The organism is Anaerosporomusa subterranea (assembly GCF_001611555.1).
In the GTDB taxonomy this organism is placed as follows: Bacteria; Bacillota; Negativicutes; order Sporomusales; family Acetonemataceae; genus Anaerosporomusa; species Anaerosporomusa subterranea.
Genome location: NZ_LSGP01000023.1, coordinates 174,955 through 190,278, shown reverse-complemented (window position 1 = coordinate 190,278; position 15,324 = coordinate 174,955). Strand labels below are relative to the sequence as shown.

The 15,324-nt window shown below is 47.0% G+C and carries 16 protein-coding genes and 2 pseudogenes; 17 read left to right on the top strand and 1 reads right to left on the bottom strand.

The features are described 5' to 3' along the window. Positions 1-12 precede the first annotated feature (12 nt). Positions 13-1,119, top strand: a complete 1,107-nt coding sequence (locus tag AXX12_RS14825; RefSeq protein ID WP_066244378.1) for an ABC transporter ATP-binding protein — start codon at positions 13-15, stop codon at positions 1,117-1,119. A 39-nt stretch (positions 1,120-1,158) separates the two neighbouring features. Here AXX12_RS14825 and AXX12_RS14820 read toward each other — a convergent pair whose 3' ends face one another. Further along, the gene (locus AXX12_RS14820) at positions 1,159-1,866 is read right to left on the bottom strand and encodes a glycerophosphodiester phosphodiesterase (protein WP_066244376.1); all 708 of its coding nucleotides are present in this window, start codon (positions 1,864-1,866) and stop codon (positions 1,159-1,161) included. Between the two features lie 187 nt (positions 1,867-2,053). Between AXX12_RS14820 and AXX12_RS14815 the strand changes: the two genes are divergently transcribed. From AXX12_RS14815 to glpK, 16 genes and pseudogenes are all read left to right on the top strand, one after another. Continuing rightward, complete coding sequence (locus tag AXX12_RS14815) at positions 2,054-2,392, top strand: ArsR/SmtB family transcription factor (protein WP_066244374.1); 339 nt, start codon at positions 2,054-2,056, stop codon at positions 2,390-2,392. A gap of 24 nt (positions 2,393-2,416) precedes the next feature. Continuing rightward, on the top strand, positions 2,417-2,785 hold the full coding sequence (arsD, locus tag AXX12_RS14810; protein WP_066244372.1) for an arsenite efflux transporter metallochaperone ArsD: 369 nt from the start codon (positions 2,417-2,419) through the stop codon (positions 2,783-2,785). Next, positions 2,786-4,540 carry an arsenical pump-driving ATPase gene (gene arsA / locus AXX12_RS14805; RefSeq protein ID WP_066244368.1) on the top strand — a complete coding sequence of 585 codons (1,755 nt, stop codon included), beginning with the start codon at positions 2,786-2,788 and terminating at the stop codon, positions 4,538-4,540. It abuts the gene before it with no gap. 28 nt (positions 4,541-4,568) lie between these two features. Then, on the top strand, positions 4,569-5,651 hold the full coding sequence (gene arsB, locus AXX12_RS14800) for an ACR3 family arsenite efflux transporter (RefSeq protein ID WP_066244365.1): 1,083 nt from the start codon (positions 4,569-4,571) through the stop codon (positions 5,649-5,651). Beyond that, positions 5,648-5,932: pseudogene (locus tag AXX12_RS20205) on the top strand (NAD(P)/FAD-dependent oxidoreductase); the annotation flags it as partial. The gene arsB and the pseudogene AXX12_RS20205, both read left to right, overlap by 4 nt. A gap of 319 nt (positions 5,933-6,251) precedes the next feature. Further along, the gene (locus tag AXX12_RS14795) at positions 6,252-6,569 is read left to right on the top strand and encodes an ArsR/SmtB family transcription factor (RefSeq protein WP_066244360.1); all 318 of its coding nucleotides are present in this window, start codon (positions 6,252-6,254) and stop codon (positions 6,567-6,569) included. Further along, entirely contained in the window at positions 6,566-7,567 is a 1,002-nt protein-coding gene (locus AXX12_RS14790) for a permease (protein ID WP_066244358.1), read from the top strand. The genes AXX12_RS14795 and AXX12_RS14790 overlap by 4 nt, the downstream gene beginning before the upstream one ends. Positions 7,568-7,611: 44 nt before the next feature. Next, positions 7,612-8,871, top strand: coding sequence for an arsenite methyltransferase (gene arsM / locus AXX12_RS14785; RefSeq protein ID WP_066244355.1), 1,260 nt, complete (start codon positions 7,612-7,614; stop codon positions 8,869-8,871). A gap of 34 nt (positions 8,872-8,905) precedes the next feature. Next, positions 8,906-9,139, top strand: coding sequence for a thioredoxin family protein (locus AXX12_RS14780; RefSeq protein ID WP_066244352.1), 234 nt, complete (start codon positions 8,906-8,908; stop codon positions 9,137-9,139). A 79-nt stretch (positions 9,140-9,218) separates the two neighbouring features. Beyond that, entirely contained in the window at positions 9,219-9,839 is a 621-nt protein-coding gene (locus AXX12_RS14775; protein WP_066244350.1) for a DUF2703 domain-containing protein, read from the top strand. 120 nt (positions 9,840-9,959) lie between these two features. Then, positions 9,960-10,181, top strand: a pseudogene (locus AXX12_RS19425) (transposase); the annotation flags it as partial. Between the two features lie 237 nt (positions 10,182-10,418). Next, entirely contained in the window at positions 10,419-11,417 is a 999-nt protein-coding gene (gene dhaK, locus AXX12_RS14770; protein ID WP_066244348.1) for a dihydroxyacetone kinase subunit DhaK, read from the top strand. Positions 11,418-11,679: 262 nt separating this feature from the next. Then, positions 11,680-12,324 carry a dihydroxyacetone kinase subunit DhaL gene (gene dhaL / locus AXX12_RS14765; protein WP_066244345.1) on the top strand — a complete coding sequence of 215 codons (645 nt, stop codon included), beginning with the start codon at positions 11,680-11,682 and terminating at the stop codon, positions 12,322-12,324. Further along, positions 12,324-12,716: a dihydroxyacetone kinase phosphoryl donor subunit DhaM gene (dhaM, locus tag AXX12_RS14760; protein ID WP_066244342.1), complete on the top strand. Its 393-nt coding sequence runs from the start codon at positions 12,324-12,326 to the stop codon at positions 12,714-12,716. The genes dhaL and dhaM overlap by 1 nt, the downstream gene beginning before the upstream one ends. Positions 12,717-12,954: 238 nt before the next feature. After that, positions 12,955-13,686 (top strand): MIP/aquaporin family protein, encoded by a 732-nt coding sequence (locus tag AXX12_RS14755; RefSeq protein ID WP_066244340.1) that lies wholly within the window; start codon positions 12,955-12,957, stop codon positions 13,684-13,686. 75 nt (positions 13,687-13,761) lie between these two features. After that, positions 13,762-15,258, top strand: a complete 1,497-nt coding sequence (glpK, locus tag AXX12_RS14750; RefSeq protein ID WP_066244337.1) for a glycerol kinase GlpK — start codon at positions 13,762-13,764, stop codon at positions 15,256-15,258. Positions 15,259-15,324: the final 66 nt, after the last annotated feature.

Genomic DNA, 15,324 nt, shown 5'->3' with positions numbered 1-15,324 from the left:
GAGGAGAATGCTTTGGCTGAAGTCCGGCTAAGTAATATTACAAAGATGTTTGGGATGCAAACAGCAGTAGCGACCATGAATCTTACCATTACAGATGGTGAGTTTATGGTGCTGGTGGGACCATCGGGTTGCGGCAAAACCACTACTTTGCGCATGATCGCTGGTTTGGAAGAGCCGACCGAAGGTGACATCTATATCGGAACCCGTAATGTTACCTATCTAGAGCCCAAAGACCGCGACATCGCTATGGTCTTTCAAAACTACGCACTTTACCCGCACATGAAGGTTTTTGATAATCTCGCATACAGTATGAAGCTTGCCGGTGTTGCCAAACAGCGAATCCGCGAGCAGGTGGATACAGCAGCCGCACTGCTGGGTATCGCCAATCTGCTTGACCGTTATCCGCGAGAATTATCAGGTGGACAACAACAGCGAGTTGCTCTCGGCCGTGCCATTGTCAGACAGCCTCAGGTGTTTCTCATGGATGAACCGCTCAGTAATCTTGACGCAAAACTTAGGGTACAGACCCGGGCCGAATTGATTAAGCTTCATCAGCAACTAAAAACAACCGTCGTCTATGTTACCCATGACCAAGTTGAGGCAATGACGATGGGAACACGGATTGTTGTCATGAAAGACGGCATTGTACAGCAAGTTGGCACACCAGCCGAGATTTACCGCCAGCCTGCCAATATGTTTGTCGGCGCCTTTGTCGGATCACCACCAATGCAATTCTTGCGCGGCGAGTTAAGCGGGGAACAGGATGATGCGTTTTTCAAAAGTGAGGGATTTGCGATACCGCTCCCAGTAAAAGGCGACATTACTTTCGACAAGAGGAATGTATCACTGGGATTCCGTCCGGAGAATTTGACTTTCTGCATTGCAACAGAGAACGATTGGGCGATCCCCTGTATCGTGGAAGTCGTCGAAAACATTGGCGGCGAAGCATTAGTTCATGCACGGACTACGGGGGGAAGTCCGCTGATTGTAAAGCTTACTGATCTCGAAACGATCCCCACTCCAGGTGAACAGGTGAAAGTCCGGGCAGCGAAAGGCAATCTGCATTTATTTGACATGGCTAGCACGTTGTGTGTGGCAACTGTCAAAGTGACGGCATAAAAGCATTGATAAAAATAAAAAGCCCCTCGAGGGGCTTTTTTATTTTGGCCAAATATCCGGGTAATCAGTAAAGATGGCGTCAACCTCCATTGACTTGACGAAATCATACTGATCGAGGTGATTGACGGTAAAGGTATGAATCTTGATTCCATGGTGCTTGGCTTCACTCGCCCACAGCGAATCGATGGATTCCCAAGCGGGATGCAGATAATCGGCTTGGCTCTGCCGGCAGAATTCCAGAGGATCTAGCGGGCGGCATGTAAACAGGGCACCGGTTTTAATTCTCGGACAAAGCTGCTTGGTCATCAGCAAAGAGGGATGAAAAAAGGAAGATATGAAAACCTGCTCAACAAGATCATATTTTTTTACTGCTTCAATTACCTTGCTCTCAATACCAGTGTATATCACCGGACCATTTTTAATTTCGATATTAAGCCTCATTCCTGTCGAGGCAAACCAACGAAGAAATTCTTCCAGAGTAGGGATTGTTTCACCTCTGAAGTCACTATGAAACCAGGAGCCGAAGTCCAGCTGTTTAATTTCCGCAAGCGTATAATCCTTTATCCAGCCCTGTCCATTACTGGTTCTGTTGACACTGTGATCATGACAAATCACGGGGACACCATCTTTAGTTAGCTGAACATCAAGCTCAATGCCGTCGGCACGCATGGCATAAGCTTTTTGAAAGGCACACAGCGTATTTTCCGGCGCATACGCACGGGCGCCGCGATGTGCGAAGATATCCATCCAGATCCCTCCTCAACTGTCGGTGAATATGGGTAGCTTCTCGATCTGCCTGGAGATTCCTGCTGAACTGGCTGAGGATTGTAAAAATTGGAATGATAGATTGCATTTCAGTAATGATCAGCATATAATAATCATATAATCGCATAAACGATTATATGATTATACAAGTTGGGAAAGAGGTGGATTTATGCTGAATTTGCTCGATGTTTTAAAAGGACTATCTGATGCGACGCGTTTGCGAATCGTAAACCTTTTATATGAAAAAGAGCTCTGCGTCTGTGACATTATGGAGACATTGCAAATATCACAGGCAAAAGCATCGAGACATCTGATCTATCTTAAAAATGCTGGCCTGGTGAAAGACCGGAAGCAGGCTCAGTGGGCGTATTATTCAATGTATAAGGATGATCGCTTGCAGTTCATCGATAGTTTGGTATATGACAACCTGAGAAATCTAGAACCATACAAAAAGGACATGGAAAATCTGAATAAATGGTTAAGAAACAAGGATGTACAATGCGACTAATTCAAAATGTAAGGAGAGATTATGATGAAAAATATTGAAATTTTTGACCCTGCCATGTGCTGCTCAACCGGAGTGTGCGGTCCTTCGATTGATCCTGAGTTGATGAGAATAGCGACAGTGATTAATTCGCTGAAAGAAAAAGGAATTATCATCAAAAGGCACGGCTTGTCTAGCGAACCACAAGATTTTATTGCCAATAAAGTGATCAGCGATATTCTCCAAAAAGAGGGAGCCGATGTTCTGCCTGTAACACTTGTCGATGGTGAAGTAGCCAAAACAAAGGAATATCCTAGTAATGAAGAGCTTTCAAAGTGGTTAGATGTTGAAATCAAACCCCATCAATTAAGGAAATTTGGCCGAGGATTTGGCTGCGGCCCCAAGGGGTGTTGTTAAGTGGCTGCTAACTACGAAGCTTTTGATCTAGGTAAAATACAGATAACAAAATACTTGTTTTTCACCGGTAAAGGCGGTGTAGGTAAAACGTCTACTGCTTGTGCTGTTGCTGTTAATTTAGCCGATGTTGGGAAAAAAATTTTACTGATCAGCACAGACCCTGCATCAAATTTACAGGATGTTTTTAATACAGAGCTTGATGGCAAAGGAGTGCCAATCGATGGCGTGCCTGGGCTTGTCGTTGCCAACCTCAATCCAGAGGAAGCAGCCAGAGAGTACAGAGAATCAGTTATCGGTCCTTACAAAGGAAAACTGCCTGACAGTGTCATTGCCAGTATGGAGGAGCAGCTATCTGGTTCTTGTACAGTCGAAATTGCAGCCTTTGACCAATTCTCAAACTTCATCACCGACAAGGCAACCGAGAATAACTACGACTACATCATTTTTGATACCGCGCCGACCGGCCATACGCTCAGGATGCTGCAACTGCCATCAGCCTGGAGTAATTTTATCAGCGAAAGCACGCATGGTGCATCTTGTTTAGGTCAGCTCGCAGGGCTTGAAGACAAAAAAGGTATGTATAAAGATGCGGTTGCTAATCTTGCAGACAAGGATAAAACAACTCTCATACTGGTCTCGCGCCCAGAGGAAACTCCATTGCTTGAAGCAGAACGCTCAAGCCTGGAACTTAGTGATTTGGGCATACACAACCAGCTTTTAATTATTAATGGGGTGTTGGGTGAAGCGTCTGATTCTTTATCGCAAATAATAGTCGATAAGCAACAGAAAGCAATGGACAATATGCCGCAAGGCTTAAAGCGGTTTAAAACCTTTACTCTACCGCTTCGTTCCTACAATATTCTAGGGATTGAAAAGATCAGAGAATTTTTCAAAAGCGATAATTACGAAACCGTTAGCGCAGGCGGAAAATCACTTGACCTGAAACAGCTTAACGTGCTGATTGACGATATTTATGCAACCGGCAAAAAGGTTATTTTCACAATGGGTAAGGGTGGTGTTGGCAAGACGACCATCGCAGCCACAATTGCCCTGGCTCTCGCAAGAAAAGGTGTTAAAGTGCACTTAACCTCGACTGACCCGGCCGATCATCTTAGCTATGTCATCAAAGATGTCGAGAATATAACACTCAGCAAAATTGATGAAAAGCAAGAACTGCTTAACTATCAAAACGAAGTGTTGAGTAAGGCTCGTGAAACGATGAATGAAGCTGATATTGCCTATATCGAGGAAGATTTACGCTCGCCTTGCACCCAAGAGATTGCTGTATTCAGAGCGTTTGCTGAGATAGTCGATAAGGCTGAAGATGAAGTCGTGGTTATTGATACCGCGCCAACTGGTCATACCCTGTTACTACTGGATTCTACTCAAAGCTATCACAAAGAGGTAGGAAGAACAAAGGGAGAAATTCCACTTTCAGTGCAAAGACTATTGCCCAGGCTGCGGGATGATAGGCAGACAGAGGTTGTTATTGTGACTCTGCCTGAAGCGACTCCGGTCTTTGAAGCATCGAGACTGCGTGAAGACTTAAAGAGAGCGGGGATAAATAACAAATGGTGGGTCGTCAATCAGTGCCTATCCATGACTGAGACCAACAATGCTATGTTACTTGCACGCGCTGAAGCTGAAAAACAATGGCTGGAGAAAGTGAGAGCAATAAGTTCTGGTAATGTTGTCGCCATACCTTGGCTCGAAGATGCGTCAGTAACCAATATAAGCAAATTCACTAATATATAACTTAAATATTTGTAGAAGGGCGATTGCCATGGAAACTAGAAATAAAGTCAGGTTATCCTTTTTAGACAGATTTTTGACCTTGTGGATATTTATTGCGATGGCTGTCGGGGTTTTAGGAGGCTATTTATTTCCCAACTTGGCAAAATCGCTGGGAACGTTTAGTACCGGGGCAATATCGTGGCCAATAGCCATTGGGCTTATCGTGATGATGTATCCGCCCCTTGCCAAGGTGAAGTATGAACAGATTGGTAGAGTTGTTCAAAATAAAAAGGTATTTACCTTCTCTCTCATTCAGAATTGGCTTATCGGACCTATTTTAATGTTTGCCCTGGCGGTAGTATTTCTCGGGGATATGCCGGGCTTTGCCATTGGGCTTATCATCATCGGTTTGGCTCGCTGCATTGCGATGGTAATCGTGTGGAACACCCTGGCCAAAGGTGATAATGAGTATTGCGCTGCCATAGTCGCGCTAAACTCAATATTTCAGATTTTGTTATACACCGTATATATCTATATCTTTGTCACCCTGATTCCTAAATGGCTGGGACTTTCCTGGGGCGGCCAGATTGTTGATGTATCGATGTGGGAAGTAGCCAAGAGTGTGCTGATCTATCTGGGAATTCCCTTTGCAGCAGGCTTTACCTCGAGATTTGGCTTGATAAAAGTTAAGACCAAAGAATGGTATGAATCAGTATTCATCCCCAAAATTTCACCGCTGGCTTTAATCGCGCTGCTGTACACGATTGTGATCATGTTTATTACCAAAGGCGAAGAAATTATTAATAATCCTGGCAATGTTGTTAGAATTGCTATACCTATGCTGATTTACTTTGCCGTAATGTTCTTTGTTAGCTTCTATATGTCCTATCGGGGTGGCTTTAAATATGAGCAAACAGTAACCTTGGCGTTTACGGCAGCCAGCAACAATTTTGAATTGGCGATTGCCGTTGCTGTAGCCGTGTTTGGCATTGCCTCTGATGTCGCGTTTACTGCCGTCATCGGACCGCTTGTGGAAGTGCCGGTCATGATAGCCTTGGTGAATTCAGCGCTGTATTTTAAGCATCGATATTTTAATGAACAAGGCGAGCCAAAGAGGATGAATGCAAGATAGTTATTATCGGTGCTGTAGCGGCCGGTACATCGGCCGCTGCCAAGGCAAGAAGAAACAATGAGAATGCGGAAATTAAATTATTTGAAATGGACAGTGACATTTCCTATTCAGCATGTGGCTTACCATATTACATCGGGTCTAAAGTTGAGAGTTCGGACCAATTGGTACCAAGAAATGCAGCGTTTTTTAAGAGTAAATACAACGTAGATATTTTCACCGGCCATCAAGTTTTGGCTATAAATCCTGAGTTAAAAACACTTGAGGTAAAAAAACTATCATCTTCAGTTGCACTCGTGCCTGTGCTGCCGGGTTTTAACCAGAGGCATGGAGCTAGGATCACCCACGCATATGGAACAATGTATTTCCTTTACCGGCGAGGTTGCCGAAGAAACGGCAAAAATCATTATTCGAGAATTGAACGCATAAGACATAGCTAGAAAGGGATTGTTGCAGAAGCTGCGACAATCCCTTTTTAGCTACAGGGATTTCTGTGAAAAAATTAATTTTATCTATTGACAGGACATCTGTATTTGTATTAAATTGGATATAGATATTTATCTATGTAATAGAAGTATGTCTATGTTAAGGCGGTGAATTAAAATGGTCAACGAAATTTACGACAATGCAGCAATCTTCAAAGCTTTGGGTGACGGGACGCGGCTGAGGATTTTTGCCATGCTGTCTGAGTCAGAGCTGTGTGCCTGTCATATACTGGAGGAGTTTCAGATCACTCAACCAACCCTTTCCTATCACATGAAGGTTCTCACCGATTGTGGCCTGGTCCGTGGGGTTCGTGACGGCGCTTGGATGAAATACTCGCTGAATCCCGCTGCATTGCGCTCTGTAAGACAACTGTTCGAATTGTGCGAAGGTCAATCGGCGGGTCGGCAAGTTAATCGTAAGGAGCGATTGTCATGAGTATTTTCGAATGGCTAAACAACCAAGTATTGAAGATGGAATGGCTGTATAACGCAGTTACTCTGTTGCTAAATTATCTCGGTGTAGACACAAGCACGCAAATCGGCGGCAGTATTCACTTTTTTATTTATGATGTCATTAAAATCTTTATTTTATTGTCATTCCTGATCTTTATGATCTCTTACATCCAGAGTTTTTTCCCGCCTGAGCGCACCCGCAAAATCTTAGGACGCTTCAACGGGATTACGGCCAACATTTTAGGCGCTCTGCTGGGTACGGTAACTCCGTTTTGTTCATGTTCCTCGATTCCGTTATTCATCGGATTTACCAATGCCGGGCTGCCGATTGGGGTTAGTTTTTCATTCTTGATTTCCTCGCCGTTGGTCGATCTGGCATCCATCATTCTGCTTGCCAGTATCTTTAATTGGAAAATAGCAATTGCCTATGTGTTTCTAGGGCTTGTCTTGGCAGTCATTGGCGGTACGATCATCAGCAAGGCTAAACTCGAAGAATATGTGGAGCCATTTGTCTTCAACGGAACAATGGCTACAACTGAATCTGTAGAGTTGACAACCAGCCAGCGGCTAAAGTATGCCAAAGAGCAAGTTTGGCTGATCTTTCAACGTGTTTGGATGTATGTTTTGTTTGGCGTCGGTATCGGCGCCGCCATTCATAACTGGATTCCGCAACATGTCATTACAGCGTTGCTCGGTCAAGACAAGATTTACTCTGTGTTTCTTGCCACCCTGATCGGCATACCGATATATGCAGACATTTTCGGCACATTACCAATCGCCGAGGCGCTAGTTGCGCGAGGTGTTGGCCTCGGAACAGCTTTATCGTTAATGATGGCAATCACCGCCTTATCGCTGCCGTCCATCATCATGCTAAAAAATGTGGTCAAGACAAAACTGCTGACTATCTTTGTCACTATCGTAGCAGTGGGGATCATGATCATCGGCTACACGATGAATGCGCTTGCCTTTCTGTTTATTTAATCGTAACCCCTTGTCTAGAACTCGATAATTATGGAGGAAAAGTCATGAACGAAGAAATCCGTGAACAGGTAAGACAAAAGTATGCTCAGGCGATTAAGTCGAAATCGAGTTGTTCCAGCTCAACTGGATGCTGTGGAGGCAGGCAGGAAGCGCTCAACGCTATTACTGGCAATCTTTATCATGCGGATGAATTAGTCGGCTTGCCAGAAGATATGGTCTCAGCATCCTTCGGTTGCGGCAATCCTACTGCCCTAGGAAATCTTTATGCCGGTGAAACAGTGCTAGATCTAGGTAGCGGTGCAGGGCTCGATGTGTTACTGTCTGCCAACAGGGTCGGTCCATCCGGAAAGGTATATGGGCTTGATATGACAGATGAAATGCTTGAAGAAGCCAACGCTAATAAGCAGAAATCAGGATTAACTAATGTTGAATTTCTGAAAGGACATATTGAGGACATTCCTTTGCCAGAGGCTAGCGTCGATGTCGTGATTTCTAATTGCGTCATAAATCTATCCACAGATAAAGACCTAGTCTTTCGCGAAATATACCGGGTTCTGAGACCTGGTGGAAGAGTTGCGGTATCCGATGTCGTTACAACCAAGCCGATACCTGAGAAAGTTCGGAACAGCATGCTTGCGTGGGCGGGTTGTTTAGCCGGTGTTTTAACTCGCGATGAATATGCAGTTAAATTGTCTAATGCGGGCTTTGAGAATGTTGAAGTTGTTGTCACCAGGGTATACGACTTGACTGGTCCTGGCGTGAGGGAGATTGTTCTCGGCGTGACCGATGAGGAATTTGAACAACTAAACGGTTCGATAATCAGTAGCTTTACTCGGGCCAGAAAACCTACTGTTCGCCTCAATGCCGGTATCGACTACACTATCCGTCCCGCCCAAGCAGAAGACCTGCCTGCTATCGAAAAGCTGCTAACAGCGAGCGGGTTATTGGCCATAGAAGTAGCAGCTAATCTAAAAAATTTCTTGGTGGCCGACTACGCCGGAGTCATCGGCGTCATCGGCAGCGAATACGTCGGTCAGGCGGTTCTTCTCCGTTCGTTGGCGGTCGATCCTGCCTGTCGAAGCGTCGGCGTCGCTGAGGCATTGATGACTGAGGCCATGAAAAGGGCCAAAACAGCTATGGCTACGAAGGTATATTTGTTTACCAATACCGCATCCGGATACTTTACCAATCGTGGCTTCCAGTCTATCGAGCGGGACCAGGTGCCGTCGGAGTTTTTGAACAGCCGATCAGTAAGTACCTGTTGCTCATTGGCCTCTACCGCAATGACGCTCGAACTAGAATAAACACCAGGAAATAATTTAATTGGAGGAATAAACAATGAAAATTGAGATTTTGGGTCCAGGCTGCCAAAATTGCATTACATTGTACAACAATGCCGCACAAGCGGCGGAGGAGTTGGGTATTGCCGCTGAAATCGTCAAAGTACAAGACTTTAAGGAAATTATGAAATACGGTGTCATGAGTACACCAGCGCTGGTAATCGACGGAGTTGTCAAAGTAGCCGGGAAAGTAGCGAATAAGCAGGAGATTAAAGATGTCTTGAAGGGGTGATGGGTGAAAAGCTGCACGGCGAAAGACGGTATGCGGCTTTTTCTCTTCGCGCCAGAAAGTGCAAAGGAGTGGATTCGGATTGACAAATGAGCAAAATGGGCTAAATACGAGCTGTTGCTCTTGCAACTCAGGATGCTGTGGTTCAACAGAGAGCGCCGGCATAGCGAAGCGGCATATTTGTATTGACTTTATGTATCTGGACTTAAGTGTTTGCAGTAGATGCCAAGGAACGGACGACACGCTTTATGACGCTATTGCCGAAACTTCAGCCGTTCTAAAAGCGACGGATGTTGATGTAACAGTTAATAAAATGCATGTTGCTAGTGAGGAGCAAGCCCGCCAGCTACGTTTCTCCAGTTCCCCTACTATTCGCGTAAATGGTCGAGATATTCAAATGGAAATAAGAGAAAGCCTGTGCGAATCCTGTGGTGATTTATGTGGCGACGAAGTAGACTGCCGGTTATGGGTATACCAAGGAAAAGAGTACACTGTACCGCCCAAGGCGATGATTATCGATGCAATCTTGCGTGACGTCTATGGAAATGCCGAGAATTCTATAAGCCCTGTTGAAGAGTTTATAGTTCCCGATAATCTCAAACGCTTTTTTCAATCTAAACAGCGAAAGGATAGCGAAGATGGCTATGAAAACCAGTTGGCGGGTAAACTGGTTGGGCCTTGCTGTGAGAGGTCGCTACGATAGAAGAGCAAGAAAGATGTAATTGCAGCGTCCGGACAGCAATCACAAAGTTGAGTCATGCCCAGTCTGCAGTCTGGTGGAGCTTGAGGAGGAGACGCTGAACAATTGCTGGATCAGTAGGTTAAAGACCTGGCTCAGGCAGCGAAAAACGAGCGTACCGAGTTACGGCAAGGCTACTGCTCCGGCCACTACGGCAGAAATTTGATACCACCCCTGGGAGTGTAACCCTAAAAGTCCCTAAACTTAAAGGCATTCCCTTTGAAACGGCTATCATATGTACCCAGAATGCCGCAAGAAGCCAGGTGGCAGAGGCATTTTTTAGAGGTATATAGTGCTGGACTTGCGCCTATTGGCGTGAACCCCTTAGCGGTTTTCGGCTTAACGGCAGGGTTGCCTCTGATCTGAGTTCGGGTACCGTCATAGATGGGACCCGAACCGTTTTTGTTCAGGCGAACATAAGGTGAGGCATAGAGCAGTTCTATATTTTTTATTGAGGCATACCTTTATTACAAGCTATAGGGTATGTCTAGTTCTTTTTTGACTAAGGATGTACGGGCTATTCAATTTGAGGAGGAAAAGTGTATGAAAAAAATCATCAACTCACCGGAACAAGTCGTGGAGGAAATGCTTCAGGGTGCTGTTCTTGCCCATCCGGGGTATTTACGAAGGGTGGAAGGGTTTCAGGTTCTTGTTCGTGCGAACACGCCTGTTGAAGGCAAAGTCGCGCTGGTCAGCGGCGGCGGCAGCGGTCACGAGCCCTCCCATGGAGGCTATGTAGGGAAGGGAATGCTTGACGGAGCTGTGGCTGGAGCTGTATTTACCTCGCCAACGCCTGATCAGGTTTATGAGGCCATCAAAGTGGTTGATGGCGGACAGGGCGTTCTGTTAGTCATCAAAAACTATACTGGCGATATCATGAACTTCGAAATGGCGGCAGAACTGGCAGAAGCGGATGGAATCAAAGTGGATAGAGTTGTTGTCAATGACGATGTCGCGGTAGAAAACAGTACTTGGACGACAGGCAGGCGTGGCATTGCCGGAACAGTATTCATTCATAAAATTGCTGGTGCAAAAGCCGAAACTGGCGCGGAGCTTGCTGAAGTAAAACGCGTTGCCGAAAAAGTCGTTACCAATGTCCGTTCCATGGGGATGGCGATTTCGCCTTGTACCGTACCGGCTGCCGGTAAGCCTAGCTTTACCTTGGATGAGACAGAAGTCGAAATCGGCATGGGGATACACGGCGAACCTGGAACCCACAGAGAAAGCCTGCGTCCTGCCGACGAAACGGTGGAACACCTGTTGAACAAGATCACAGCCGATCTTCCATTCGGTTCAGGGGATGAAGTTGCTGTGATGGTAAACGGCCTGGGAGCTACTCCGCTAATGGAACTGTATATTGCTAACCGTAAGGTGGCCGAGATGCTGGCAGAAAAGAACATCACTGTCGCAAAAACGTATGTCGGCAACTTCATGACCTCGCTGGAGATGGCAGGCTTTTCTATCACTCTGCTTAAGCTGGATGAAGAGTTGAAGCAGCTATTGCTGGCGCCTGCAGATACGCCGGCTCTGGTTCAGGTTTGAAGCTAGTACCTTGGCAAAGTCAAAAGTTAGCTTTAGGGCGAGGCAAAACGGCAAAAGACAAGGAAGTGCCGACGACGCATACTGGAAGGGGTCTGCTAGGAGGTGCTGACGCCGTATTTTGCCGTTTTGACCGCCATCAAGCCTGAGTTATAACTTTGTCAAGGTGCTAGGTACGTTTTACCACAGAGAGCACAGAGTGTCGCAGAGTACACAGAGGTACAGTTCGTAATGATGGTTTTTCTTATCTGACGGAGGGATAACGATGGCAAATTGTCTGATTGCAGCAGTAGAAGCCATTGGTGCGGCAATCGCCAGTAATAAAGAGGTACTGACCAGTCTGGATGCGGCGATTGGAGATGCTGATCATGGCATCAATATGGCACGGGGATTTCAGGCTGTCAGTGGAAAACTGAGTACGCTTGCGCAAACAGCAGACGCCGCCACTGTCCTAAAAACTGTTGGCATGACACTGATTACAACAGTCGGCGGGGCTTCGGGACCATTATACGGAACGGCTTTTCTCCGGGCTGCGGCAGCAGGTCAGGGGAAGAATACGCTTTCGCCAAGTGATGTAGGAAACATGCTGGCGGCAGCAATCGCCGGCATCAAAGAACGAGGTAAAGCAGTACGTGGAGAAAAAACGATGCTGGATGCCTTGGAACCTGCCTATGAAGCCTTTAAGTCAGCAGAACAGCAGGGCAGGTCTCTGGTTGAGTGTCTGGCGGCGGCTCGGGAAAGTGCGCTTGACGGTGTTATGTTCACCAAGTCAATCATTGCTACAAAGGGGCGCGCCAGCTATCTCGGAGAGCGCAGTCTTGGCCACCAAGATCCTGGAGCAACGTCTGCTTACCTAATTATTGCGGCATTGGAAGAATTTTGCCGGTCGCAGGAACAGAGGGAAGAATGATGGTCGGTATCGTTATAGTGTCACATAGCGCAAAGATCGCTGAGGGAATCTGCGACCTAGCACGGCAAATGGGAAGAGAAGGGCAAATAATTCTTCCGGCGGGCGGGATGCCGGACGGGGGCATTGGTACGGACGCAATGCTGATTTACAAATCATTGATTGATGCGGACGACGGTGACGGCGTGATCGTGCTGGCGGACTTAGGAAGCGCTGTGCTCAGCACGGAAACCGCTTTCGAATTTTTATGCGAAGAACAGCGAAGCCGGGTCGCAATCGCTGATGCGCCTGTAGTTGAGGGGGCTATCCTGGCCACGGTTCAGGCCTCAGTGGGGGCTGCGCTTCCAGAAGTCATGGAAGCTGCGATAAGTGCGCGAGAGTTGAAAAAAGTATGACTAAGTGAAATAATTAACTTGTCTGCGCATTACGTAACAGAGTAATAATCTGAAATATCCGGAATATGTTTTAGCAAGTGAATAAATCGGACGAGAGATGAAGAGAAGTCCAACGCATGTCCCGCCAAGACGGGCTATCGCTGGATTTCTTTTCCTGTCTGCAGTAAGGGGGTGGGAGCGAACTGCGTACGGGGTGGTGTTTACTCTAGCAAAATTATTGAAGTAGGAGGAGAAAAACATGACAAGTCCATTCCTCGGTGAGTTCATGGGCACATTGGTATTAATTCTTCTGGGCGACGGGGTTGTGGCCAACGTCGTATTGAAAAAATCCAAAGGGGAAAATTCTGGGTGGATAGTCATAGCTACAGGCTGGGCCTTCGCTGTTGTTTTGGGGGCGTTTGTCGCAGTCGCCACGGGTTCGGTGCAAGCCGACTTGAATCCGGCCGTTACCTTGGCGAAAATGCTGAATAACGTTTATACTGCACCTCTGGCGGCAAGCCTTATGGTGGCACAGGTACTTGGCGCGTTTGTTGGTGCTTGTCTTGTCTATTTTATGTATCTGCCGCATTGGAAAGTCACGGAAGACCCCGGCGCGAAGCTGGCTGTTTTCTCTACCGGTCCTGCCATCCGTGATACAACAGGCAATCTGATTTCAGAAATTCTTGGAACTGCCATGCTGATGTTCGCGTTCTTTGCTATCTTCTCCAAGCCGGTTGGTGCTTTAGCTCCTGGCCTTGGCACTTTCCTAGCCGGTGTTGTGGTCTGGTCCATGGGTTTGAGCCTTGGCGGACCGACCGGGTATGCCATCAACCCGGCTCGCGACTTAGGACCGCGAATTGCGCATGCCGTGTTACCGATTCCCGGCAAAGGAGATTCTGACTGGGGTTATTCCTGGATACCGGTAGTCGGTCCAATGATTGGAGGCACAATCGCCTACGCAATCGCTAAAATAGTGGGTCTGGCCGCATAGTTAGCCCATTAAGTAGGTAAATTTCAAGCTTAGCCCGAAATAAAACGATGATAACGAGAAAAGGGAGTGGATATTATGACGAAAAAATATATCCTCGCACTTGATCAAGGGACAACAAGCTCCAGAGCGATTATTTTTGACGAAACCTCCAGCATTGTTGCTGTTGCGCAAAAAGAATTCACCCAGATCTATCCGAAGCCGGGCTGGGTCGAACATAATGCTGAAGAAATCTGGAGCACCCAGATTGGTGTTGCAGCCGAAGTATTAGCCAAAGCAGGGATCGACCCCAGCGCAATCGCGGCAATCGGTATTACCAATCAGCGCGAAACGGCAGTTGTCTGGGATAAAGCGACCGGAAAGCCTATCTATAACGCGATTGTCTGGCAATCTCGTCAGACTATGGACATTTGCAACGATTTGAAAGCCAAAGGTCTGGAAAGCGTCTTTAGACAGAAAACCGGTTTAGTTGTTGATGCGTATTTCTCAGGCACCAAGGTGAAATGGATTCTTGATCATGTGGAAGGCGCCCGGGAACGTGCGGCGAAAGGCGAAGTACTGTTTGGAACAATCGACACCTGGCTAATCTGGAAACTGACTGGCGGCAAGGTGCACGTGACAGATTACTCGAATGCATCACGTACTCTGATGTATAACATCCACGAACTGAAATGGGATCCCGAACTGCTCGCAGCTCTTGATGTGCCTGAAGCCATGCTGCCAACAGTTCGTCCGTCGAGTGAAAAGTATGGCGATACCGATCCATCCGTTTTCTTGGGAGCATCGGTGTCGATTGCCGGAGCGGCTGGCGATCAGCAAGCTGCCTTGTTCGGGCAAACCTGCTTCCTGCCTGGCATGGCGAAAAATACCTATGGTACTGGCTGTTTCATGCTGATGAATACCGGCGACAAAGTATATGAGTCGAAAAACGGGCTTCTGACGACGATCGCCTGGGGCATTGATGGGAAAGTAGAATATGCGCTGGAAGGCAGTATCTTTATCGCTGGCGCTGCAGTGCAATGGCTGCGGGATGGATTAAAACTCATTGAAACGGCGCCAGATTCTGAATACTATGCCAGAAAAGTAAGCGATACAGAAGGCGTCTATGTCGTTCCTGCCTTTGCTGGTCTAGGTGCTCCGTATTGGGATATGAAAGCCCGCGGAGCCATCCTCGGCTTAACCCGCGGCACGTCAAAAGCTCACATCGTCCGGGCGACGCTGGAATCGATGTGCTACCAGACGAAAGACGTCTTAAGCGCTATGGAAGCTGATTCTGAAATCAAATTGCAGGCATTGAAAGTTGATGGCGGAGCGGTGGTCAATAATGTGCTCATGCAATTCCAGGCTGATATACTCGGCGTGCCGGTTGACCGTCCGGAAGTTACTGAGACGACAGCTCTTGGCGCCGCATATTTGGCCGGTCTCGCAGTAGGCGTGTGGGAAACTAAAGAAGACCTGGTCAAGAATTGGCAACTCAATGCGCGGTTTGAAGCTTCGATGGATGACGCACAACGCGAAAAGCTTTACAAAGGATGGCAAAAAGCCGTCAAACGCGCAATGGATTGGGAAGATTGAACAAGACTTCATTCAGCGGGGGATTTACCCTCCCGCCGAATGTTAGTCGCATCCATACCGGACTTA

Bases quoted from the DNA above. Each gene is read 5' to 3' on its own strand.
- AXX12_RS14820 (WP_066244376.1), bottom strand. From the start codon at position 1,866: ATGGATATCTTCGCACATCGCGGCGCCCGTGCGTATGCGCCGGAAAAT.
- AXX12_RS14815 (WP_066244374.1), top strand. From the start codon at position 2,054: ATGCTGAATTTGCTCGATGTTTTAAAAGGACTATCTGATGCGACGCGT.
- arsD (WP_066244372.1), top strand. From the start codon at position 2,417: ATGAAAAATATTGAAATTTTTGACCCTGCCATGTGCTGCTCAACCGGA.
- arsB (WP_066244365.1), top strand. From the start codon at position 4,569: ATGGAAACTAGAAATAAAGTCAGGTTATCCTTTTTAGACAGATTTTTG.
- AXX12_RS14795 (WP_066244360.1), top strand. From the start codon at position 6,252: ATGGTCAACGAAATTTACGACAATGCAGCAATCTTCAAAGCTTTGGGT.
- AXX12_RS14790 (WP_066244358.1), top strand. From the start codon at position 6,566: ATGAGTATTTTCGAATGGCTAAACAACCAAGTATTGAAGATGGAATGG.
- arsM (WP_066244355.1), top strand. From the start codon at position 7,612: ATGAACGAAGAAATCCGTGAACAGGTAAGACAAAAGTATGCTCAGGCG.
- AXX12_RS14780 (WP_066244352.1), top strand. From the start codon at position 8,906: ATGAAAATTGAGATTTTGGGTCCAGGCTGCCAAAATTGCATTACATTG.
- dhaK (WP_066244348.1), top strand. From the start codon at position 10,419: ATGAAAAAAATCATCAACTCACCGGAACAAGTCGTGGAGGAAATGCTT.
- dhaL (WP_066244345.1), top strand. From the start codon at position 11,680: ATGGCAAATTGTCTGATTGCAGCAGTAGAAGCCATTGGTGCGGCAATC.
- dhaM (WP_066244342.1), top strand. From the start codon at position 12,324: ATGGTCGGTATCGTTATAGTGTCACATAGCGCAAAGATCGCTGAGGGA.
- AXX12_RS14755 (WP_066244340.1), top strand. From the start codon at position 12,955: ATGACAAGTCCATTCCTCGGTGAGTTCATGGGCACATTGGTATTAATT.
- glpK (WP_066244337.1), top strand. From the start codon at position 13,762: ATGACGAAAAAATATATCCTCGCACTTGATCAAGGGACAACAAGCTCC.